The sequence below is a fragment of the Methylovulum sp. genome (genome assembly GCF_028687615.1).
GTDB lineage: Bacteria > Pseudomonadota > Gammaproteobacteria > Methylococcales > Methylomonadaceae > Methylovulum.
The window spans coordinates 96,365-118,197 of the sequence record NZ_JAQTZU010000001.1; the positions used below are offsets into that span (position 1 = coordinate 96,365).

General features: G+C 46.3%; 24 protein-coding genes. 5 read left to right on the forward strand and 19 right to left on the reverse strand.

The window, feature by feature from the left end:
- Nucleotides 1-15: 15 nt before the first annotated feature.
- From atpD to PHH59_RS00500, 8 genes are all read right to left on the reverse strand, one after another.
- A complete protein-coding gene (gene atpD, locus PHH59_RS00465) occupies nucleotides 16-1,398 on the reverse strand; it encodes a F0F1 ATP synthase subunit beta (RefSeq protein WP_300009526.1) in 1,383 nt (460 codons plus the stop codon).
- A gap of 37 nt (nucleotides 1,399-1,435) precedes the next feature.
- On the reverse strand, nucleotides 1,436-2,305 hold the full coding sequence (gene atpG, locus PHH59_RS00470) for a F0F1 ATP synthase subunit gamma (RefSeq protein WP_300009529.1): 870 nt from the start codon (nucleotides 2,303-2,305) through the stop codon (nucleotides 1,436-1,438).
- Nucleotides 2,306-2,317: 12 nt separating this feature from the next.
- A complete protein-coding gene (atpA, locus tag PHH59_RS00475; RefSeq protein WP_300010017.1) occupies nucleotides 2,318-3,862 on the reverse strand; it encodes a F0F1 ATP synthase subunit alpha in 1,545 nt (514 codons plus the stop codon).
- A 12-nt stretch (nucleotides 3,863-3,874) separates the two neighbouring features.
- Entirely contained in the window at nucleotides 3,875-4,408 is a 534-nt protein-coding gene (locus PHH59_RS00480; protein WP_300009531.1) for a F0F1 ATP synthase subunit delta, read from the reverse strand.
- A 5-nt stretch (nucleotides 4,409-4,413) separates the two neighbouring features.
- Complete coding sequence (locus tag PHH59_RS00485; RefSeq protein ID WP_300009534.1) at nucleotides 4,414-4,887, reverse strand: F0F1 ATP synthase subunit B; 474 nt, start codon at nucleotides 4,885-4,887, stop codon at nucleotides 4,414-4,416.
- A 36-nt stretch (nucleotides 4,888-4,923) separates the two neighbouring features.
- Nucleotides 4,924-5,193: a F0F1 ATP synthase subunit C gene (gene atpE, locus PHH59_RS00490; protein WP_198007969.1), complete on the reverse strand. Its 270-nt coding sequence runs from the start codon at nucleotides 5,191-5,193 to the stop codon at nucleotides 4,924-4,926.
- Nucleotides 5,194-5,262: 69 nt separating this feature from the next.
- On the reverse strand, nucleotides 5,263-6,039 hold the full coding sequence (gene atpB, locus PHH59_RS00495; protein WP_300009537.1) for a F0F1 ATP synthase subunit A: 777 nt from the start codon (nucleotides 6,037-6,039) through the stop codon (nucleotides 5,263-5,265).
- A 21-nt stretch (nucleotides 6,040-6,060) separates the two neighbouring features.
- The gene (locus PHH59_RS00500) at nucleotides 6,061-6,420 is read right to left on the reverse strand and encodes an ATP synthase subunit I (protein WP_300009540.1); all 360 of its coding nucleotides are present in this window, start codon (nucleotides 6,418-6,420) and stop codon (nucleotides 6,061-6,063) included.
- Between the two features lie 149 nt (nucleotides 6,421-6,569).
- On the opposite strand from PHH59_RS00500, the gene PHH59_RS00505 reads away from it, so the two are divergent.
- The gene (locus tag PHH59_RS00505; protein ID WP_300009543.1) at nucleotides 6,570-7,385 is read left to right on the forward strand and encodes a DUF2797 domain-containing protein; all 816 of its coding nucleotides are present in this window, start codon (nucleotides 6,570-6,572) and stop codon (nucleotides 7,383-7,385) included.
- A gap of 224 nt (nucleotides 7,386-7,609) precedes the next feature.
- Here PHH59_RS00505 and cysN read toward each other — a convergent pair whose 3' ends face one another.
- The 5 genes from cysN to mobB form a co-directional block, all read right to left on the reverse strand.
- A complete protein-coding gene (gene cysN, locus PHH59_RS00510) occupies nucleotides 7,610-9,238 on the reverse strand; it encodes a sulfate adenylyltransferase subunit CysN (RefSeq protein ID WP_300009546.1) in 1,629 nt (542 codons plus the stop codon).
- 47 nt (nucleotides 9,239-9,285) lie between these two features.
- Entirely contained in the window at nucleotides 9,286-10,194 is a 909-nt protein-coding gene (gene cysD, locus PHH59_RS00515) for a sulfate adenylyltransferase subunit CysD (RefSeq protein ID WP_300009549.1), read from the reverse strand.
- 118 nt (nucleotides 10,195-10,312) lie between these two features.
- On the reverse strand, nucleotides 10,313-11,671 hold the full coding sequence (gene mpl / locus PHH59_RS00520; RefSeq protein ID WP_300009552.1) for a UDP-N-acetylmuramate:L-alanyl-gamma-D-glutamyl-meso-diaminopimelate ligase: 1,359 nt from the start codon (nucleotides 11,669-11,671) through the stop codon (nucleotides 10,313-10,315).
- Nucleotides 11,672-11,881: 210 nt separating this feature from the next.
- Nucleotides 11,882-13,126, reverse strand: coding sequence for a gephyrin-like molybdotransferase Glp (glp, locus tag PHH59_RS00525; protein ID WP_300009555.1), 1,245 nt, complete (start codon nucleotides 13,124-13,126; stop codon nucleotides 11,882-11,884).
- A complete protein-coding gene (mobB, locus tag PHH59_RS00530; RefSeq protein WP_300009558.1) occupies nucleotides 13,123-13,647 on the reverse strand; it encodes a molybdopterin-guanine dinucleotide biosynthesis protein B in 525 nt (174 codons plus the stop codon). Before mobB ends, glp begins: the two co-directional genes overlap by 4 nt.
- Before the next feature lie 109 nt (nucleotides 13,648-13,756).
- Between mobB and PHH59_RS00535 the strand changes: the two genes are divergently transcribed.
- The 4 genes from PHH59_RS00535 to PHH59_RS00550 all read left to right on the forward strand — a co-directional run bounded on the left by PHH59_RS00535 (nucleotide 13,757) and on the right by PHH59_RS00550 (nucleotide 17,396).
- Nucleotides 13,757-14,242, forward strand: coding sequence for a DnaJ domain-containing protein (locus tag PHH59_RS00535; RefSeq protein WP_300009561.1), 486 nt, complete (start codon nucleotides 13,757-13,759; stop codon nucleotides 14,240-14,242).
- Nucleotides 14,243-14,247: 5 nt separating this feature from the next.
- Entirely contained in the window at nucleotides 14,248-15,300 is a 1,053-nt protein-coding gene (locus tag PHH59_RS00540) for a peptidoglycan DD-metalloendopeptidase family protein (RefSeq protein WP_300009564.1), read from the forward strand.
- 45 nt (nucleotides 15,301-15,345) lie between these two features.
- The gene (rpoS, locus tag PHH59_RS00545; RefSeq protein WP_300009567.1) at nucleotides 15,346-16,323 is read left to right on the forward strand and encodes an RNA polymerase sigma factor RpoS; all 978 of its coding nucleotides are present in this window, start codon (nucleotides 15,346-15,348) and stop codon (nucleotides 16,321-16,323) included.
- A 122-nt stretch (nucleotides 16,324-16,445) separates the two neighbouring features.
- Complete coding sequence (locus tag PHH59_RS00550; RefSeq protein WP_300009570.1) at nucleotides 16,446-17,396, forward strand: alpha/beta hydrolase; 951 nt, start codon at nucleotides 16,446-16,448, stop codon at nucleotides 17,394-17,396.
- 180 nt (nucleotides 17,397-17,576) lie between these two features.
- On the opposite strand, the gene PHH59_RS00555 is transcribed toward PHH59_RS00550, so the two are convergent.
- The 6 genes from PHH59_RS00555 to PHH59_RS00580 form a co-directional block, all read right to left on the reverse strand.
- Nucleotides 17,577-17,861, reverse strand: a complete 285-nt coding sequence (locus PHH59_RS00555) for a helix-turn-helix domain-containing protein (protein ID WP_300009573.1) — start codon at nucleotides 17,859-17,861, stop codon at nucleotides 17,577-17,579.
- Between the two features lie 3 nt (nucleotides 17,862-17,864).
- On the reverse strand, nucleotides 17,865-18,845 hold the full coding sequence (gene dusB / locus PHH59_RS00560) for a tRNA dihydrouridine synthase DusB (protein ID WP_300010023.1): 981 nt from the start codon (nucleotides 18,843-18,845) through the stop codon (nucleotides 17,865-17,867).
- A gap of 205 nt (nucleotides 18,846-19,050) precedes the next feature.
- On the reverse strand, nucleotides 19,051-19,578 hold the full coding sequence (locus tag PHH59_RS00565) for a hypothetical protein (RefSeq protein ID WP_300009576.1): 528 nt from the start codon (nucleotides 19,576-19,578) through the stop codon (nucleotides 19,051-19,053).
- Nucleotides 19,579-19,764, reverse strand: a complete 186-nt coding sequence (locus tag PHH59_RS00570) for a metal-binding protein (protein WP_300009579.1) — start codon at nucleotides 19,762-19,764, stop codon at nucleotides 19,579-19,581. It abuts the gene before it with no gap.
- Between the two features lie 26 nt (nucleotides 19,765-19,790).
- A complete protein-coding gene (locus tag PHH59_RS00575; protein ID WP_300009582.1) occupies nucleotides 19,791-20,987 on the reverse strand; it encodes a class I SAM-dependent rRNA methyltransferase in 1,197 nt (398 codons plus the stop codon).
- 1 nt (nucleotide 20,988) lies between these two features.
- Nucleotides 20,989-21,828 (reverse strand): zinc-ribbon and DUF3426 domain-containing protein, encoded by an 840-nt coding sequence (locus PHH59_RS00580; protein WP_300009584.1) that lies wholly within the window; start codon nucleotides 21,826-21,828, stop codon nucleotides 20,989-20,991.
- Nucleotides 21,829-21,833: the final 5 nt, after the last annotated feature.

Here is a 21,833-nt window from a genome sequence, read left to right on the forward strand (position 1 = left end):
ACCTAAACAGTCACATTAAGCTTGCATTGCTTTTGCTTTTTCCAACACTTCGTCAATGGTGCCAACCATATAAAAAGCCTGCTCTGGAACCGCATCATATTCACCGTTGATTATGCCTTTAAATCCTGAAATCGTATCTTTTAAGGAAACATATTTTCCAGGAGAACCGGTAAACACTTCAGCAACAAAGAATGGTTGCGACAAGAAACGTTGAATTTTACGCGCCCTGGCAACGATTTGCTTGTCTTCTTCGGACAATTCATCCATACCCAAAATGGCAATGATGTCACGCAACTCTTTATAGCGTTGCAATGTTTTTTGCACTTTACGGGCAACATCATAATGATCTTGACCGATAACCAGCGGATCCAACTGACGGCTAGTTGAATCTAATGGGTCAATTGCAGGATAAATGCCTAATTCTGCGATTTGACGCGACAATACCACGGTCGCATCCAAGTGGGCGAAAGTAGTAGCAGGTGACGGGTCAGTCAAATCATCGGCAGGAACATACACTGCTTGGATAGAGGTAATAGAACCCGTTTTGGTTGAAGTGATACGTTCTTGCAAAACACCCATTTCTTCAGCCAGCGTAGGTTGGTAACCTACCGCTGATGGCATCCGGCCTAACAATGCAGATACTTCCGTACCCGCCAAAGTATAACGGTAAATATTGTCGACGAAGAACAACACATCACGACCTTCATCACGGAAGTATTCCGCCATAGTCAAACCTGTCAGTGCAACGCGCAATCTGTTGCCCGGTGGTTCATTCATCTGCCCGTAAACTAGTGATACTTTATCGATTACGTTGGAATCGGTCATTTCATGATAGAAATCGTTACCCTCACGAGTACGTTCTCCCACACCTGCAAATACAGAGTAACCACTATGCTCAATCGCAATATTACGGATCAGCTCCATCATATTCACGGTTTTACCTACACCGGCCCCACCGAACAGACCGACTTTACCACCCTTAGAAAACGGACAGATCAAGTCAATGACCTTAATTCCGGTTTCAAGCAATTCATTGGCAGCCGCTTGCTCTGCATAACTAGGGGCTTCCCTATGAATACCCCATTTTACTTTTTCACCAATAGGCCCTTTTTCATCAATAGGCTCACCGAGGACATTCATAATACGCCCCAATGTTTCTTGACCGACAGGGACAGAAATCGGGCCGTTGGTATTATTGACAGCAAGATCCCGACTTAAACCATCAGTGCTACCCATCGCAATAGTCCTAACCACGCCGTCACCAATTTGTTGCTGTACTTCCAACACCAAATTTTTAGATTCTACGATTAATGCATCATATACTTTGGGCAATTCTTCGCGTGAAAACTCCACATCTACGACCGCACCAATAATCTGAACGATTTTACCCGAACTCATTCTGTGTCCTCTTTGTATTTTGTCATTTTGCTAGATGTTAAACAGCGGCGGCACCGGCAACTATTTCTGAAATTTCTTGAGTAATTGCAGCCTGTCTGGCTTTGTTATAAACCAACTGTAATTCTTTGATAAGATTTCCAGCATTATCCGATGCACTCTTCATGGCTACCATTCTAGCAGCTTGTTCACAGGCGTTATTTTCAACTAAACCTTGATATACGATGGATTCAATATAGCGTGTCAGTAAATGATCCAACACCTCTTTAGCATCGGGTTCGTAAATATAATCCCAATGACCATTTGCCAATCCATTTTCAATTTCATTGGCGACAACAGGCAATAATCTATCTGCAGTAGGGTGCTGAGTCATAGTATTAACAAATTCATTACTAATAACATATAATTCATCAATTCTATTCTGCTCGTATGCATCCAGCATTAGTTTTATTACTCCGATAATATCGCTTAAATGCGGAGTATCACCAATTTTTGAAACTTGCCCTACCAAATTAATTTTTTTCAGATTACTAAAGAAGCCAAAACCTTTCGTACCAACCGTGCAAACATCCACTTCCACTCCATCGCCGTCCCATTTCATTAACAGGGACAATGATTTTCTGAATAAATTGGAATTTAAACCGCCGCATAAGCCTCTATCAGAACTTATTACGATAAGTCCCACCCGCTTTACTTCACGCTGGACAAGAAATGGATGTTTGTATTCAGGGTTTGCATGGGCAAGATGTTTAATAATCTGACCTATTTTTTTTGCGTAAGGGCGTGTTGCCTGCATTCTGTCTTTTGTCTTACGCATTTTACTCGCAGCAACCATTTCCATGGCACGAGTGATCTTCTGAGTATTTTTAATACTCGCAATCTTTGTGCGTATTTCTTTGCCAACAGCCATTTTAAGACCCTTTTACCAACTATGAGTTTTTATGAAAGTTTCAATCGCATCTTGCATACTTTGTTTGATTTCATTACTAAAATCACCCGTCGCATTGATTGTGTCCATTAATCCAGAATGCTCTGATTTCATATAGGAATGTAGCGCGGCTTCAAAATCAAGTACCTTGCTGGTTTCTAGGCTATCCAAGAAACCTTCGTTCGCCGCAAATAATGAAATGGCCATTTGCGCAACAGACATCGGTGAATATTGATTTTGTTTCATCAATTCAGTAACACGTTGTCCACGTTCAATTTGCTTTCTTGTGCTCTCATCCAAATCTGAAGCAAATTGGGCAAACGCGGCCAACTCACGGTATTGCGCCAAATCAAGGCGGGTACCGCCGCCCAATTTTTTAATGATCTTGGTCTGTGCCGCGCCACCAACCCGCGATACCGACAAACCGGCATTTACAGCAGGACGGATACCAGAGTTGAACAAGTTACTTTCCAAAAAAATCTGTCCATCAGTGATCGAAATTACGTTAGTTGGAACAAACGCGGATACATCACCACCTTGCGTTTCAATAATTGGCAATGCTGTCAAAGAACCAGTTTTTCCTTTAACCCTACCACCCGTTAATTTTTCAACTTCTTCAGCATTAATACGCGATGCCCGTTCCAATAAACGCGAGTGCAAATAAAACACATCACCCGGATAAGCTTCACGACCAGGAGGTCGGCGCAATAATAATGAAACTTGACGGTAAGCCCAAGCTTGTTTGGTTAAGTCATCATAAATAATGAGTGCATCTTCACCGCGATCCCTAAAGAATTCGCCCATTGAACACCCAGTGTAAGGGGCAATGAATTGCATTGCAGCGGACTCGGAAGCCGATGCGGCAACGATAATGGTATGCTCCATTGCACCGTGTTCTTCCAATTTACGGACGACGTTGGCAATTGACGAACGCTTTTGGCCTATAGCAACATAGATACATTTAATACCCGTGCCTTTTTGATTGATAATAGCATCAACCGCAATTGCTGTTTTCCCTGTTTGCCTGTCGCCGATAATCAACTCACGTTGACCACGGCCTACTGGAATCATTGCATCAATTGATTTAAGTCCAAGCTGGACTGGTTGATCAACTGATTGCCGGGCAATTACACCTGGTGCAATTTTTTCAATCGGGGAAGTTTCATTCGTATCTATAGCACCCTTGCCGTCAATTGGATTACCCAAAGCATCAACAACACGACCCAATAATGCTTCACCGACAGGGACTTCCAAAATCCTTCCAGTACACTTTACGGTATCGCCTTCAGATATGTGTTGATATGATCCTAAAATGACCACACCTACCGAATCTCTTTCAAGATTGAGCGCCATTCCAAAAGTATTGCCCGGAAACTCCAGCATTTCTCCCTGCATTGCGCCAGAAAGGCCATGTACCCTCACAATACCGTCAGATACACTAACAACGGTACCTTCCGTATGAGATTCAGAACTCAAATCGAAGTTTTCGATCTTCTTTTTTATTAGATCACTTATTTCAGATGGGTTTAATTGCATGATTTTATCTCACTCTCACTGAAGAGCCTTTTGCATGTGTTGAAGCTGGCCTCTAATAGATCCGTCAATCACTCGGTCACCTGCTCGTACTAGAACACCACCAATTAATGATTTATCAACGGCTACGTTCATATTAATTTTTTTGCCTAGCGATTTTTGCAGTTTTTCAGAAAGTCGGTTATAGGCTTCTTCAGAAAACTCATAAGCAGTTGATACTTGCACATCAACATAGCCTTCGTATTCGGCTTTGTACCCTTCAAACAGTATGGCAATTGTGGATAGTAAATCCAATCTACCATTCTGGACTAGCACTTTAAGGAAGCTAGCATCATCTTCATCAATCTGCCCATTGCAAATATCAAGCAATAGTTCCGATACTTTCTGTTTACCGACTTTAGGATTATTGACGACGATTGAAATTTCATTATCACCCATAATAGCCGCCATAAATTTCAAACTCTGCGACCACTTCATCATCGCATCATTCTGTTTGGCCCATTTAAATGCAGCTACCGCATAAGGTCTTGCCAATGTTGCTAATTCGCTCATTACGCTTAACCTAATTGATTGGATACTTTGCTGATAATATCTTGATGCTTGGCTTGATCAATTTCAGCTCCGAGAATTTGCTCTGCCGCCATTAAGGCCAGCGTGGCAACTTCTTGACGCAAACCTTCTTTAGCCTGCTGTATTTCTTGTTCAATTTGTGCTTTTGCAGCAAGAATCACCCGATCACCTTCTTTTTTAGCGGTTTCTTTTGATTCTTCAACAAGTTCATTAGCACGCTTCTGAGCAAGATTGATAATTTCCGAAGACTGTTCTTTGGCTTCTTTAAGAAATTTTTTGGCTTTCTTTTCAGCCAATTGCATTTCTTCCTGTCCTTTTTCGGCCGCAGCTAAACCCTCGGCAATTTTTTTTCTACGTTCTTCTAAAGAGTCAAATAAAGGTGGCCAAATATACTTCATGGTAAACCATACCAGAAGTGCAAAGGTAATCATTTGCCCAATCAGAGTAGCATTGATACTCACGATGCGTTCCCCTTTAATAAAAATTAGACTATTCGATTAACCTGCCGCAGCAGCTTGTACAGCAGACAAGAATGGGTTTGCAAAGGTGAAGAACAATGCCAAACCAACACCAATCATGGTTACCGCGTCCAAAAGACCTGCAACAACGAACATTTTCACTTGCAACATAGGCACCATCTCTGGCTGGCGTGCGGCACCTTCAAGAAATTTACCACCTAAAAGACCAAAACCTATTGCCGTTCCTAAAGCACCCATACCTAAAACCAATCCTACTGCAATAGCAGTCATACCTTGCACATCTGCAATTAGTCTTGCAATTTCCATGAAACCTCCAGCCTATATAAAGTTATTAAAAGTAGTTCAATGTAAAAAAAATTAATGGTCTTCGTGCGCCATACTCAGGTAAACAATCGTCAAAACCATAAATATAAACGCTTGAAGAGTAATAATAAGAATATGGAAAATAGCCCAAGGAAAACTCAGTACAGGCTGAATATACCACGGCAACAAAGCAATCAGGATAAAAATTAATTCACCCGCATAAAGGTTTCCAAATAGACGAAGTGCCAATGAAATCGGCTTTGCAAACTCTTCGACTAATTTCAATAATAGATTGAATGGCAATAACCAAGGGCCAAACGGCTGCAACGTTAATTCTTTTGTAAATCCCCAAGCACCTTTTATTTTTATACTGTAAAAAATAATCAGAAAAAAAACTGAGATAGACATTGCAAACGTGGCGTTTAAATCAGTGCTCGGCACAACCCGCAAGTATTCGACACCCATTAATGAACCCACTAATGGCAATATGTCAACGGGGAACAAGTCCATAAAATTCCAGAGAAATATCCAGCAAAATATAGTCAGTGCCAATGGAGCAATTAGTTTGCTGTGGCCATGAAAACTGTCTTTGACCTGGGTGTCAACAAACTCGATCAACATTTCAGCAAAACTTTGCACTAAACCTGGGACACCGGCAGTGGCTTTTTCAGCCGCCGTCTTAAAAAACCAAATAAATAGACCACCTAATACTGCAGAAAAAAACAAGGTATCCAGATGCAATGTCCAGAAACCCTCGCCCACATGTAACGCAGTCAAATGGTGGATTATATATCCGGTTGCACCTTCGGCAGCATGAGCTTCGGTAGCCATTATTTCCCTCTCTAAAATATATCAGCGCATCAACAACGCAAACCAAAAAACCGAAATCGCCAGCGCATAAGCGCATAGCAGCGAAAATATTTCTATATTGGGCAGATTAAAAACCACCACAAACAGGATGACCGTCAAAACCCATTTGCCAACCTCACCCAGATAAAAAGCATTGAGTATTTTTCTTGCTTCTTTGCCAGTGGCTTTGTGTATTTGTATGGCAAAAAAAAGGTTCGGAAGAAAAGCGATTAAGCCACCATAGGTAAAAGACGTTGCTTTTTGCCATTCGCCCATTACTGCAAGACTTACAACACCTATGATTATTATCAACAATTGATAAATCAGTACTTTACTGACAGTAGATGTACTTCTATCTGTCACATTTAACTCCGAACAAAAATTCGCTGGATTATAACGGGGCTGCCTGATTAAATCAAGGAAAGCTAATTACCGATGCATCTAAGTCTTTTTACCTCACAGATTTTGTGACATTATACCAGTTGTTTTTGACTTAGACACAGGAATAGCTCATGCAGGGGCAATTAAGAAAACTGTACGGACAAATCAACCGACCAATTTTGTATGATTTACCACTAGATAGCACAAAAATCGCCTTGAACCCATTAATCGGCAAAACCATAAAACTTGTCAATACCGGCAATATACGGTGCGTACATTGCAGTAGGGCTATTAAAAAAACATACAATCAAGGCTATTGTTACCCTTGTTTTATTTCATTGGCACAATGCGATATGTGCATCATGACGCCGCATACTTGCCACTATGCGGCAGGCACTTGTAGGGAGCCGGCCTGGGGCGAAGAGTTTTGTTTCCAACCACACATCTTTTATCTGGCCAATTCCAGCGGCATTAAAGTAGGCATCACCCGGCAATCGCAAATCCCGACACGGTGGATTGACCAAGGGGCAACCCAGGCCCTACCTATCTTCAAAGTCAAATCCCGACATATCTCCGGCCTGATTGAGCTTGTCATCAGCAAACACATCAGCGACAAAACCAATTGGCAACAAATGCTCAAAAAAACGGCGGAACCTATAAACCTAACCGCCCGGCGCGATGAACTAATCAAATTATGCGAAACGGAATTGACTCAGATAAAACAGTCTTTCGCCCCTGAAGCCATTGAATTCCTAACTCAAGAACAAACACTCGAATTGGATTTTCCTATAACCCAATATCCAGCCAAAATAAAATCCCTATGCTTAACCAAAACGCCTGAGATTACTGGCGTTTTACAAGGCATTAAAGGGCAATATTTGTTATTGGATGCCGGGGTGCTTAATATCCGCAAATATTCCGGCTATGAAATCGCTTTTTCCGCATAATCAACCAGCAGCTAAGTAGGTGTGAAAAAGTTTTTTAACATTGATTTTCACAGAACAAACGTCCACTGTTTTCACTGCAATATTGAGGAAGCATCGTCATTCCGGCAGGGATTGCCGGAATGGCAGCTTCTCTTAAAATGTTAAAAAATATATGCACACCTACTTATATGATCTTTAGGTCATATAGCCATGATTTATTTTGACGCCACAATCCCAATCGGTTTTTAATAAATGACTTGTTGGCCTTTAAGATCGCTATAAATATCATCAATTGCCTGCTTATCGGTATCGAAAGCCAGATCCGCACAGTCGACTTTACTATGCGTACAAATGGCAATCAATCCGGCATTTTTTATGGCCTGAATCAGCGACGCGGCATCTTCATTTTCTAAAACAGTTGTGGCGTGACCGTTATCAAACAGCTTCCTTTCCAACTGGTAAGCAACAGCTTGGTTTTCAGTACCAGTCAATAAAATAGCAGTGGGGACTTGATTGAACCGTGCTGCACGTTCATCCGCACTAACCGATTGCAGGACTTCATCCCCTGACGCCCCGATTATCATCCCCGCTCCCACAGTCCCATTGGTCAAGCGGTCAATGATTATGAATGAACCCGTGCCACGGCTAGTTTTGTAAGGGTCAAATACAACCGGAGCCGTAACTGACACCGTGCAGCAACCGATTTCATTAAGCTTTAACTCATTGGCATCGTGATGCTCCAGGGTATTGACATCAATCCGGTGATGGATCAATGACACCGATCCAAAAACAGTCCGTGTCGCCAGTTTGAGCGCGTATTGGCGACCGGGCGTCAAGGCTTTTTCGGTCATCCAAACGATATGGGCCTTGAATTTGTCGGACACGATGGCAGGCACTTGCTCTTTACCAACAATCATGTCGCCACGGCTAATGTCAATTTCATCTTCCAGCGTGAAAGTGACCGACATCGGTGAAAACGCCTGCTCCAGGTCACCGTCATAAGTGACGATTGATTTGATTTTGCTGGATTTTCCAGAAGGTAACGCGGTAATCTGATCGCCTTTATGGAACACACCGGCGGCCACCGTGCCGCAAAAGCCGCGAAAATCCAGGTTAGGCCGGTTTACGTATTGCACGGGGAAACGCGCATTGCCAAAATTACGGTCATTGGTGATCACGACGGTATTCAATGCTTCCATCATCGGCACACCGGTGTACCAGGGCATATTTTCACTGGGATTAACGACATTATCGCCATCCAACGCCGACATCGGGATGAACTGGACATCATGCAAGTCCAAGGTATCTATAAATTTTAAATAGTCTTGCTTGATTTCGTTGAATTTTTCTTCGCGGTATTCCACCAAATCCATTTTATTGATGGCGACGATGATGTGCTTGATGCCTAACAGCGACGCGATAAAACTATGGCGTTTGGTTTGGGTTTGCACACCGTAACGGGCATCAATCAAGATGATCGCCAAATCGCAGGTGGATGCGCCAGTCGCCATGTTCCTTGTGTATTGCTCGTGGCCCGGCGTGTCGGCAATGATGAATTTGCGCGTCGCCGTGGAAAAATAGCGGTAAGCCACATCAATGGTGATGCCTTGCTCACGCTCGGCCTGCAAGCCATCAACCAGCAAGGCCAAATCAATTTTACCCGCGCCCGTAGTGCCGGATTTGACACTATCGGCCTGTACGGCCGCCAGTTGGTCTTCATAAATCATTTTGGAATCGTGCAACAAACGGCCTATCAGCGTACTTTTGCCGTCGTCGACATTGCCACAGGTTAAAAAGCGTAACAATTCTTTGCGTTCGTGTTGCGCCAAATAGGCGTTAATATCGGTGCTGATTAAGTCAGATTGGTGGGACATAGTAATTCTCTGGAGTTCTGTTATAGATGGCGTTTACGGAAGACTAATTAAAAATACCCTTCGCGTTTTTTCTGTTCCATAGAGCCGGATTGATCATGATCGATCAATCGCCCTTGACGTTCAGAAGTGGTCGTCAACAACATTTCCTGAATGATTTCAGGCAAGGTTGTCGCAGTCGATTCCACCGCGCCAGTCAATGGATAACATCCCAAGGTCCGAAAACGCACCATTTTCATTTCAACTTTGTCATCAGGGCCTATCGGCATACGCCCGTCATCGACCATGATCAACATGCCGTCTTTTTCCACAACCGGACGTTCTTTGGCGAAATACAGCGGTACGATAGGGATTTGCTCCAGATGGATATATTGCCAAATGTCCAGCTCTGTCCAGTTCGACAGCGGGAAAACGCGTATGCTCTCGCCTTTATCTATCTTGCCGTTGTAGATGTTCCATAATTCAGGACGTTGGTTTTTCGGATCCCAGGTGTGGTTTTTGTCGCGGAACGAATACACCCGCTCTTTCGCCCGCGACTTTTCTTCGTCACGACGCGCACCACCAAAAGCCGCATCAAATTGATATTTGTTCAGGGCTTGTTTTAGCCCCTCGGTTTTCATCACATCGGTATGTTTTTTACTGCCGTGCGTGAACGGGCCTATGCCTTGTTCCACACCGTCTTCGTTGACATGCACCAGCAAATCCAAACCCAATTCCTTTATCCATGAATCACGGAACGCGATCATTTCCTTGAATTTCCAGGTCGTATCGACGTGCATCAAAGGAAAAGGCGGTTTTCCAGGAAAAAAGGCTTTCATGGTCAAATGCAACATGACCGCAGAGTCTTTACCTATTGAATATAACATCACAGGACGTTCAAATTCAGCAGCCACCTCACGGATGATATGAATGCTCTCAGCTTCCAGCTGTTTAAGATGTGTCAGTTTATAATCGGTCATTTAAAAGTCCGTCAAAGTTGGGTGGATCATTATGTCAATTGAACGCTCAATCTGCGTCCTATTCTAATTTGAACAACCAGTGAATACCAGTTATCTCCATTGTCACTACCTATTTAGGTTAAAGTTCGTTTAACGCGTTTTGCAGCCGCTGATAGATGCCGCCAAAACCGCCATTGCTCATCAAGACAAAATGCCCGCCACGGGGGGTTTCCGCGAGCAAGTTCGTGATGATGCCGTCCAGTGACGCACAAATTTCGATATTATCGGCATATTGCTTGAGTGCGCTTAAATCCCAACCCATCGCTTCCGGCTGGTAAATGATCGCCATATCGGCTTGGCTTAAGGATTTCGCCAGCGTTTCGGTATGAACCCCCATACGCATGGTGTTTGAACGCGGTTCGACAATGGCAATGATACGTTCTTGCCCGACTTGCTTACGCAAACCATCCAAAGTCGTGGCGATGGCGGTCGGATGATGGGCAAAATCATCATATAAAGTCACGCCCTTGATTTGGGCGATCACTTCCATGCGCCGTTTGACATTTTTAAACCGTGCCAACGCTTCGATTGCCGCAGATGGCATCACACCGGCTTGCTTTGCCGCAACAATGGCGGACAAGGCATTATAGACATTATGTCGGCCAGTCAACGCCCAATCGACGGTGCCTTGGTCGGCATGTTCGAAATACACTTTAAATTGGCTGCCATCGTCTTTTAGCAAATGGGCATTCCATTGGGCATAGCCATCAATTGAGGTTTTTGCAACCGGTGTCCAACAGCCCATCGCCAACACCTCATTAAGATTTGCATCGCATTCCGGGCTGATGATCAGGCCTTCGCCCGGAACCGTCCTGACCAAATGGTGGAACTGTTTTTTTATCGCGTCCAAATCGGGAAAAATGTCGGCATGGTCGTATTCGAGGTTATTCAGGATAGCCGTGCGCGGACGGTAATGGACAAATTTTGAGCGCTTATCAAAAAAAGCCGAATCATATTCATCCGCTTCGATGACAAAAAATCCCGCATCGCCAAGACGGGCGGAAACGCCAAAATTCAACGGGATACCACCAATCAAAAAACCGGCTTTAATGCCGTTATATTCCAGTATCCAACTCAACATGCCCGTGGTCGTGGTTTTACCATGCGTACCCGCGACAGCCAACACCGATTTACCATGCAACACATGCTCTGCCAGCCACTGCGGGCCGGAGACATAATTCAGGCCCCGGTTCAAAACCGCTTCGACTTCGGGGTTGCCGCGTGACAAGGCATTACCAATAACCACCAGATCCGGCTGGCTATCGAGGTTGTCCGCCCGATAACCTTCCATCAACTCGATGCCCTGTTGTTCCAACTGCGTACTCATCGGCGGATAAACGTTCTGGTCAGAACCTGACACCTGATGGCCTAATTGTCTGGCAATCACCGCCAATCCGCCCATAAACGTACCGCAAATGCCTAAAATATGGATATGCACTATTTGATCCTGTTACTCGGTTTAAAAAATGGTTTGCTGGCTAAAACTAATGGCAACAAGCTAAAGTGGCTAGTCCTAAGATGGGGAGGGGATTGCCAGTTCCCCGTTCAAGACAATCCGGCTTGCCAAAGTCCTGACGGAATCAGCCGTTTAAGGCATCTATGGTTCCGACAATTAATGATTGCCATGCCTGTGTAACAACGCAAGCAACTAAATCAACATACTGAAAGGCTCAACAACGACTTGTTCACCCAATTGCACACCCTGGGAACCACCAGGTAAGATTATGTAGCAATTGGCTTTATGAAGGGTGCTAAGCAAATGGGAACCTTGCTGCCCGGCGGAAGCCACAATAAACTCACCAGTGGCCTCCTGGCTAAGAATACCGCATTGGAATTCCTGCCGACCGGGGGATTTTTTAAGGATACTGCGGCAAGTCGCCGTTAAACGCAGGGGGTGTCTGGTAGGCAAACCCATCAATTGTGCTAATGCGGGTAACACAAACTTTTGGAAGGTCGCAAACACGGCTAACGGATTGCCCGGCAAAGCAAACAAATAACTGCCGCCGATTTTGCCAAACGCCAGCGGTTTCCCGGGTTTCATCGCTATTTTCCAAAACTCCACTTGCCCGCAAGCTTGCAAAATATCCTTGACATAATCCGCCTCGCCAACCGAAGCCCCACCAGTGGTAATAATGACATCACTCTGTTTGGCGGCCCCCAACAAGGCCGCTTCGAGCTGGTTTGGGTCATCGGCAATAACGCCGCCATCAATAAAGGTATAACGGCAATCGTTTAACAAACCGCTTAAAAGATAACGGTTGCTGTCATAAATTTGCCCCGCTTGTAACGCTTGCCCCAACTCGGCAAGCTCATCGCCAGTAGAAAAAAAGGTGATTTTTAGCTGTCGAAGCACTGGTATTTCTGCAATACCGATAGCCGCCAATAAGCCCAAATCGGCCGCCGTCACCGTTTTTGGATAAGAGCACACCCTGTCGCCCTGCCTTACATCCTCGCCCGCGAGCCTGACATTCTGTTTGCCTTTGGTTTGTGCCGGAAAATGGATGCTTGAGCCTTCCGCCCGAACTTGCTCCTGCATAATCACGGAATCCGCCTGCTCTGGCACCACCGCGCCCGTAAAAATCCTAATGCACTCGCCAGAGTTTAGACCTCCCTGAAAAGGCCGCCCTGCCCATGATGTCCCGACACAGGTTAAAGTAAAAACACAATCAACGGCAATATCTTGGCTTGAAAAGGCATAACCATCCATCGCCGCATTACGGTCAGGGGGAATATTCGCCTGTGCATAAACCGCACTTGCCAAAATACGCCCTAGCGAGTTTCTTAATGGCAGCATTTCGATGCCTTGCACGGGCACTATGGCCGTTTTGATTTTTGCCAAGGCTTCATCAACCGTTAATAACGCTTGGGGTTCAATCGCACACGCATCAATCATGATAACTTTAGTAGGGTGCTGAAAATAAATTGGGCGATCAATTCCGGTTGATTTAAATCCAAACAAGGCAAGTAATCAGGAACGGGCAACATAACATCGCTGGCGACAGCAATAATATCAGGATCATTTGGGTAAAGTAACGGCTGCGCCAGTACGCTCCGGTGCAATTCAACCTTCGGATATTTCTCCGCTTTAAAGCCTTCCACCAAAATCAAATCCAGCCCGGCAAACTCAAACTGCTTTAATTCTTCATCCAGACAAGGCTCCCTTTCCGGCGATATTTCAGTAATGACGGCACGACGATGGGGGGAGACCAGCACCACTGGCGAGGCACCGGCGGCACGCAAACGGAAACTGTCTTTGCAGGGCTGGTCGATCTGGAAATTATGATGGCTGTGCTTGATTACGCCAATACGCAATCCCAGATTTTTCAATAGCGGAATCAATACCGCCAACAACGTGGTTTTGCCTGTCCCGCTTGCGGCGACGAAACCTAAAACAGGGATTGGGTGGTTTTGCATGGCAGGCAATTCATCAGAGTGTTATCTTCTATCCGTTATTCTAGGGTATTATTTGGCACACCCTCTATTTTAATCAGCGTCGACTCGATTATTCCTTGCGGAGCATGTCTTGATCCGGATCATTTTACTTTTGCTGCTAATTATCATTGGCTATTTTGCCTTACGCGGCATATTGAAAAAACCGACGGGGGATTTAAAGAAATATATCAGAATTATAGGCTTTAGCGCTATCGGCGGAATAGTTTTGTTTTTGACGCTAACCGGCAAGTTAAACGCCTTATTCGCGCTGGTAGCAGTCATTATTGCTTATATTTTTAGGTTAATACCGATTTTGCTGCATTACTTCCCCCATCTGCACAGGCTGTGGATGCACTATACCGCGCAACAGCAAGGCCAAGCCCATCAAGCCGCCAGCAAAGGCGGCATGGCAATTGACGAAGCCTACGAAATCCTCGGCTTAAAGCCAGGCGCATCGGAACAGGACATCATTGCCGCACATCGCAAGTTGATATTGAAAAACCATCCTGACCGGGGCGGCTCCGATTACCTGGCTGCGAAAATCAATCTTGCCAAACAAATATTATTGAAAAAATAACCGCTATGCACTGCAACCCCATCCAGCCGTTTTTCCTTGCCCCTTTGATGCTGACCTTAGCCCTAGGTTGGCAAAATCTTGGTTTTGCCGCAACACAGCCTGGTCAGACACAAACTCCAATTCAGGCGCAAACGCCAAGCACGCAGATCGACAAAGCCTCGAAAAACCCTATTGCCGCTCCCAACGAAAAGCCTACAACAGCCAAACCCGTCAATATCCCCAAACCAGCCGCCGCCATAGCCACGCCCGGCAAGCATCCCAAACTTAAAACGCCGGTATCCGTCATTGCTCCCCCAAAGACCGTCACAACCGACACTAGGCTTGACCCTAAAAAATACTATCTGGTAAAAACCGGCGACTCACTTTATTCAATCAGTGTCAAAACAGGCCAAATCTTTCAAAATCTGGCACAGTGGAACTATCTTCCGTCGCCTTACCAAGTAAGGGAAGGACAAATCCTCAAACTGTTCCAGCCCCCCGCCCCCCCACAAACCAATAAAACGCAAGCCAATACAACAGCTATCAAAAAAAACCGCGATGGAATTCAAAAAACCACAATTTTCGTCACAAAAAAGCCATCGACACCCGTTATAATCAAACCCCAAAAAAGCCAATCGCCAGTAACTATTGGCAAAACACTTGCTATTGAGCAAAAAACTCCAAATATTTCAATTGCTAATAAAAAAATGTTAAAGTCAGGCTTCAAGTGGCCTATCAATGGGCGGGTTATCAAAGGCTTTACGCAAACGAACAATCAAGGCATTGATATAGAGAACAAATCCGGCAAGCAACCCGTACTGGCGGCGCAGGCGGGGCTTGTGGTATACACAGGGCAAGGCCTCAGCAACCTCAAAAACCTTATCATCATCAAACACAGTGGCGACTATTTAACGGCTTATTCCAACAATAGCCGTGTCATTGTCAATGAAGACCAACAGGTAAAAACAGGCCAACGCATTGCCGAAATTGTGCCCCCTAATAACAAACCCAGCGTCTTGCATTTCCAAATCAGAAAAAACGGCATCCCGGTCAACCCGCTTAAATTGTTACCTAAATAGTGATTATGGCTATCCACATAACCCGACTAATCCCGGCAATTACTTATGAATGAAGAACTATTGGAACCATTGGATGACGAGATAGGCGTAAGCCTTGACGATGATTTTTCTTTTGACGACGAGGGCAATATCAGCTCGATACAAGACATAGTGGATCTTGAAGTTGCCGTAATAAAAGCCAAAACCAGCTATGACTTCGATGCCACCCGTGTCTATCTCAACCAACTGGGACGTTCGAAATTACTGACCGCAGAACAGGAAATAACCTACGGCAAACGCGCCATACAAGGCGATAGGGAAGCACGCAACATCATGATCGAGAGTAATCTGCGCTTGGTCGTTAAAATTTCCCGCCGCTACATCAACCGTGGCCTGCCCTTGCTGGACATGATCAATGAAGGCAACCTTGGCTTGATACGCGCCGTGGAAAAATTCAATCCTGAAAAAGGCTTCCGGTTTTCCACCTATGCCACTTGGTGGATCAGACAGGCAATTGAACGCGCCATCATGAACCAAACCCGGACTATCCGCTTGCCGATCCATATCGTCAAGGAAATGAACACTTACTTAAAAGCACAACGCCATCTGACGCAATTGCTGGACCGCGAACCCAATGCCGAAGACATCGCCGAACATCTTGACCGGCCTGTGTCGCAAGTCGAAAAAATGCTTAAGCTCAATGAGCGGGTCACCTCGGTGGACATGCCCAGTTCCCAAGACCTCGACAAACCTATCCTCGATTCGCTCAGCCATGATGCGGCGGTCCCGCATGACGAGAAAATCCAGGCTGATGGCATCCGGTTGAATATCTGCCACTGGATTTTTGAACTTCCAGAAAAACAACGCGATGTGATTTGCCGCCGTTACGGGCTGTGCGGCTATCAGGAATCCACGCTTGAGCAAGTTGCCCAAGAACTTGGCGTCACCCGCGAACGCATCCGGCAAATCCAAATGGAAGGTTTAAAAAAATTAAAGGAAATTATGCACACGCATGGTTATTCATTCGAAGAAATCTTCAATTAAGCCCTTTGCAAGCAGCTAGCCTCGTCAAACTCCGCCTGTCGCTGCCTGTCAAGCCGATGAACCCCATTCACCGCCCCCGCTATCTGTATTGTATTTGTTGCCTGCTTTTGCTTTCGGGCTGTATGCCCAAAATTCACCAACCCGGCCCACCCATCATAACCTCCCAATTGCTCAAACAGCGTTATCTCGCCGCCGATGGCGTTATGTTGCCGCTCAAGCAATGGCTGCCTACCCAAAAGCCAATCAACGCCGTATTGATAGCCGTCCATGGTTTTAATGATTACAGCCAATTTTTCCAACAACCCGCCGAATTTTTCAGCCAACAAGGCATCGCTTGCTACGCCTATGACCAACGGGGTTTTGGCGGCAGCCCCAGCCACGGCTTCTGGAGCGGCACGGCGGCTTATGTGCAGGATTTGGCAGTATTTATCCGCCTAATCCACGATAAACACCCACAATTGCCGGTTTATTTGCTCGGTGAAAGCATGGGGGCAGCCGTAGTGATCGCCACCCTTGGTGAAACGATAAATCCTGGACTTGCCGGCATTATCCTCTCCGCACCGGCAGTTTGGTCCAGGGACACCATGCCTTGGTACCAACAAGCCTTGCTATGGTCACTCGCGCATACCCTGCCCTCGTTGACGCTGACCGGCAGGGGGCTTAAAGTGCAAGCGTCTGACAATATCCCCATGCTAAAAGCCTTGTTCCAAGATCCCTTGGTGATCAAGGCCACACGCGTCGAAACCTTATACGGACTGGCGGATTTAATGGACACCGCCCGGCACCAAGCGGGAAAAATCGACCAAACTAGCCTGGTGCTTTATGGTGATAATGATCAAATTATCCCTAAAAAACCCACTTACCAATTCATCGACAGTTTCTTACAAACCCAAACCCAGAAAAAAACCGTGGCCTTTTATGAAAACGGCTACCACATGCTCTTGCGTGACCTCAATGCGCCCGCCGTTTGGCAGGATATTTTCGCCTGGATACAAGCACCCAAAGCGCCCTTACCCTCTAAGGCAGACCGTTATGCAAGACATCGCCTTGGTTCGAATGGTGCTTGGCTATAAGCGGGACTAGAAAGGCAAGTCTTTGATTCCATACATGGCGGAATGATAGAACCCAAAATGAGGGGCATTTGTGACTTAGAAACAGGAATTGTTGACCTCGTTACACCAAAACCGGCCGGGTATCCGAATCGGGCATTGCCCGATCTTTTGGCCTATGCGCCAAAACGGCTATTGAACACCTTAAGATATCCCATAATTTTCTAGCTTCTTACGCAAGGTGCTACGGCTTAAACCCAACACTTTGGCTGCTTTGGTTTGATTGTGCCCTGAATGGAACATAGCGGCCTCTAACAAAGGCTTTTCCACTTCGCAGATAACCATAGCGTGGAGATTAACGGCATCGTGGTCGCTTAACTGTGCAAAATACAGTTCTAGCGAGTGTTTGACATAGGCGGACAACGGAACCGGGGAGTTGGCAGGAAGATTGGTATTCATGATTTCGGCACAATGTTTAGAAGCGTCCATAAGTTATGCAGCTCTTGCGTTGGTCAGAGGATGAAAAAATGAATCGATCAGCGCGATTTGCTCGGCGGGAAGTTGCGCCTGATTGATGGCGTTTTGAATGCTTTGCGGCATTGCCAAGGCTTGGCAATACCAGGTGATATGTTTGCGGGCTATTCTAACACCAGAGATGTCGCCGTAGAAGCGGTAAAGTGCTTCAAGATGCCCGACCAATATTGGCTGGATACTGGACATATCTGGTTCGGCGAGCCGCCTACCAGTATTTAGAAAATGGTTGGTCTGTTGAAATATCCACGGGTTGCCCTGGGCGGCCCGGCCTATCATAAGGGCATCCGCCCCTGTGCTGTCCAAAATCTGTTTCGCCTTTTCTGGTGAGTCAATGTCGCCGTTGGCAATAATCGGAATACTGACGGCCTGTTTGACCTGCCGTATCGTTTCATATTCAGCCTGTCCGGTAAACTTACAAGCGCGCGTCCTTCCATGTATGGTCAAGGCGGCAATACCGGCGGCTTCGGCAATTTTGGCAATAGTCACCGCATTGCGGTTTTGCAAATCCCAACCGGTGCGGATTTTTAACGTGACCGGAACCGCCACGGCATTAACCACGGCGTCGAGTATCTGTTTCACCAGTTCTTCATTTTTCAGCAAGGCCGAACCCGCCGCAACGGAACAGACTTTTTTCGCAGGACACCCCATGTTGATGTCGATAATATCCGCGCCGCGTTCGGCATTAAGCCTGGCGGCCTCAGCCATTTGCCGTGGCTGTGTGCCTAAAATCTGGATTGAGCGCAGACCGTTTTCACCATGATGGTCAGCCCTAAGCAAAGTGCGTTTATGTTCGCGCAAAGCCGGATTGGAAGCGACCATTTCTGATACGGCAAGACCTGCGCCAAATTGTCGGCATACAGTCCGAAACGGGCGGTCGCTGATCCCCGCCATAGGCGCAAGTATCAGTGGGTTGGCAAGTTGGTGCGGGCCGATGTGCATGGCAGGAACAGGGCAGAAATACAGCGGGAAGGGGCGCGTATCATATCTTAAAAAAAGGATTCGGCAAGCGACTATCGAATCCACGGATGCAAAAAATAGCAAAGGCATTAAGGACACAAGGTTTCCCAATGCCTTTTTTTACATTGTCCGTAGTAAAAGTATTAACAAGGGGTGGCTGGCTTACATCATTACGATTGGATGCGGCTCATGAATCGGAGGATTCATTCCAGATCGGGTTATTGCGGTCTTCATCCGTCAATTTGGCATTATCGTGGGGGTAGATATGCCAAAATGACTTGTCAATCGGTGCATTGCTATAAGTATGTTTTTTATCATGTCCGAACGGGCACCACCAATTTTCAACGATTTTAACCATATACGCATGCCATTCAAACAGGGCGACGCTGTATGGGCAATACCAGGTGCAGTTTAATATCCAGAACAGTTTGTATTGCGACAAACTCCCGTAAAACGTGGGTTTCATCGTGATTTGGTTTTTTAATGTGTAACGGTGACTGGCGCGGTCAGGAATAAAATCAGACCACGTTTTGACATTTTTAGCGCCGACAAACAGCAGATGATAATAAGTCATGTAAGCACTGAGAATGACAAAAGGCAGGGTAAGAATCGGCAAGTAGACCAAAACCATACCGACGGCCCGTTTCCAAGCAGGCATTTGATCGTGGTGTTTGCCGATTTCGACACGGACGGCGCAAGATTCGCAGGCTTTCATTTAAGGTATCTCCTCATTATTGGTAATTGTATTTTTTATAGTTGTAGTTTCGCTAATTTCATTCAGAAGCTGAAAAATACTCAAGCACCCGGCGCAGCAAAATTTTTTTATACCATCGGCATCCGTTTCAGTAAAACCTTCAATTTCTACCGGCTGGCCGCATAGGGCACAGGTTTCTTTTTCCATAGTGGCAAATAGCCTCAATGACAAGATTACAGGGAAGATGACACTGAGCAAAAAAAAGTTTTTAAATAATCCGTTTCGGGCAAGGCCGGATCTATCGGATGGTCAGGGCCTTGTCCGAGGCTGGCAAAAAAAGTCAGATGGCGGTCTATATGCCGTCCTGACGAACGTAAAATCTCCTGCAAATTGTCCCGGCTCAAGTGGAATGAACAGGATGCCGACACCAACACGCCGTTTTTTCCCAGCACCTGCAAAGCCAGGTGGTTCAGGCGGCGATACGCTTCATAACCTTGTTTGAAATCTTTTTTGCGTTTGATTAAAGCCGGCGGATCCAGGACGACAATATCGTAAAGCTGGTTGTCCAACCTCGATTGTTTTAAGAACTCAAACACATCGCTACGGACAAATTGCATCCGCTCCGCCACTTGGTTGAGTCTGGCATTTTCCGCAGCCAGTGTCAACGCACCATCAGAAGCATCGACGCATACCACTTCCGCTGCGCCGGCGCGTGCTGCGGGGATGCCCCAAGCCCCCGTGTAAGAGAATAAATCCAACACCCGCAAATTTTTTGCCATGCCCGCCAACTGCGCCCGGCTGTTACGGTGGTCATAAAACCATCCGGTTTTCTGTCCGTCCAAAATGTTAATGTAAAATTTTGTGCCGTTTTCTTCAATTAGCAGCGTGTCGGGCAATTCACCATAAGCGATTTCCGAAACCAAATCCAAACCTTCCAGTTCCCGTTGGCTGTTGTCATTTTTTAACACAATCGCGGCGGGTGCGAAAAGTTCCACCAAGGCATCGAGCAACGCCGTTTTCCGTTGCTCGATGCCAGCCGTGGTGATCTGCACCGAAAACACATCGCCAAAACGGTCTATCACCAAGCCGGGCAAACCGTCACTTTCGCCAAATACCAGCCGATAATAAGGCTGGTCGAAAATTTTCTCACGCAAGGCCAGGGCGGTGCTTAGACGGTCTTTAAAAAAATTCTGTCCGCATTTGAGATTGGCTTTTCTCGACAGCAACCTCGCACAAACCAAGGTGCCGGGGTTGACATAAGCCGTCCCCATCGCCTTGCCATCCGCACTATGGATTTGCACCAAATCGCCTGCCGTAAACGGGTCCAAGGGCGAACGCTGCATGTCGATTTCGTTGCTGAACACCCATAAATGCCCTTTACGCAGGCGTTGGTCTTCGTGTTTTTTTAAGTAAAGTACTGGATGCGCCATATCAATAAGTCAAATCAAAAGTATACCCCCCCACGGTTGGGGTGGTCGGGGCGATGTGTAGCCTTAGTTCCACCGTGGCATCGGGTTTGATGACCGCAGTTTTTGAATCGAGCAAATAATCTTCAGGACGGAAACGGCGGCGGGCCAGCATGTTGCCGGCATAATCCTGCAAGCTCAGATCTATATTCGGGTAAGTTTGGGGATAATCCGCCTGGTTGATGATGATGGCTTTGAATAATTGGCCGCCGTCAGGCGAAGGTTCCAGGACGCTGCTGACAATCGCCAATTCGTTGGCGTTTTGGTATGTAGGCAACGGGCAAACCAGCACTTGGCAAAAACGCCGTAGCATAAGGTTTTGGCTGATGGCGTGGCCGTGAAAAAACAATAATTGCCCAAGCAATAACAGCCCGCCCAGCAACGCGCCTGTCCGCCAATGCGGGCTAGGTGCTTGCCGCGCCTGTTCCCACGGTAAACTAATAGGCGTATCTGCTTCGCTTGAGCTGTACCGCCCTGGCAATTTGCCGGAGTTGGGTTTTAATGGGTCGCCACCACCCATCCACCTTTGTGCTGAGCCAAGAAATTGCGCTGCCGATGGATCAGTGGGAGGCAACCCTATGGGTTTAGGCAGTTCAAGATCAAGCGACGGCAACTCGGGCTGAAGGTCTTGCGGTTGCTGCTGTCCGCTTGCGACCACCGATGTTTCCGGGTCGATGTCACTAAGTTGCTCCAAGGCGTCAAACCTAATGGCACATTGCGGACACGCTATAACCGCCCGTGCGTCCCGTAACTGGCCTACCGTCAGCTCTTGTTTATGGCCACAATTAGGGCATCGGGTAAACATGCTTG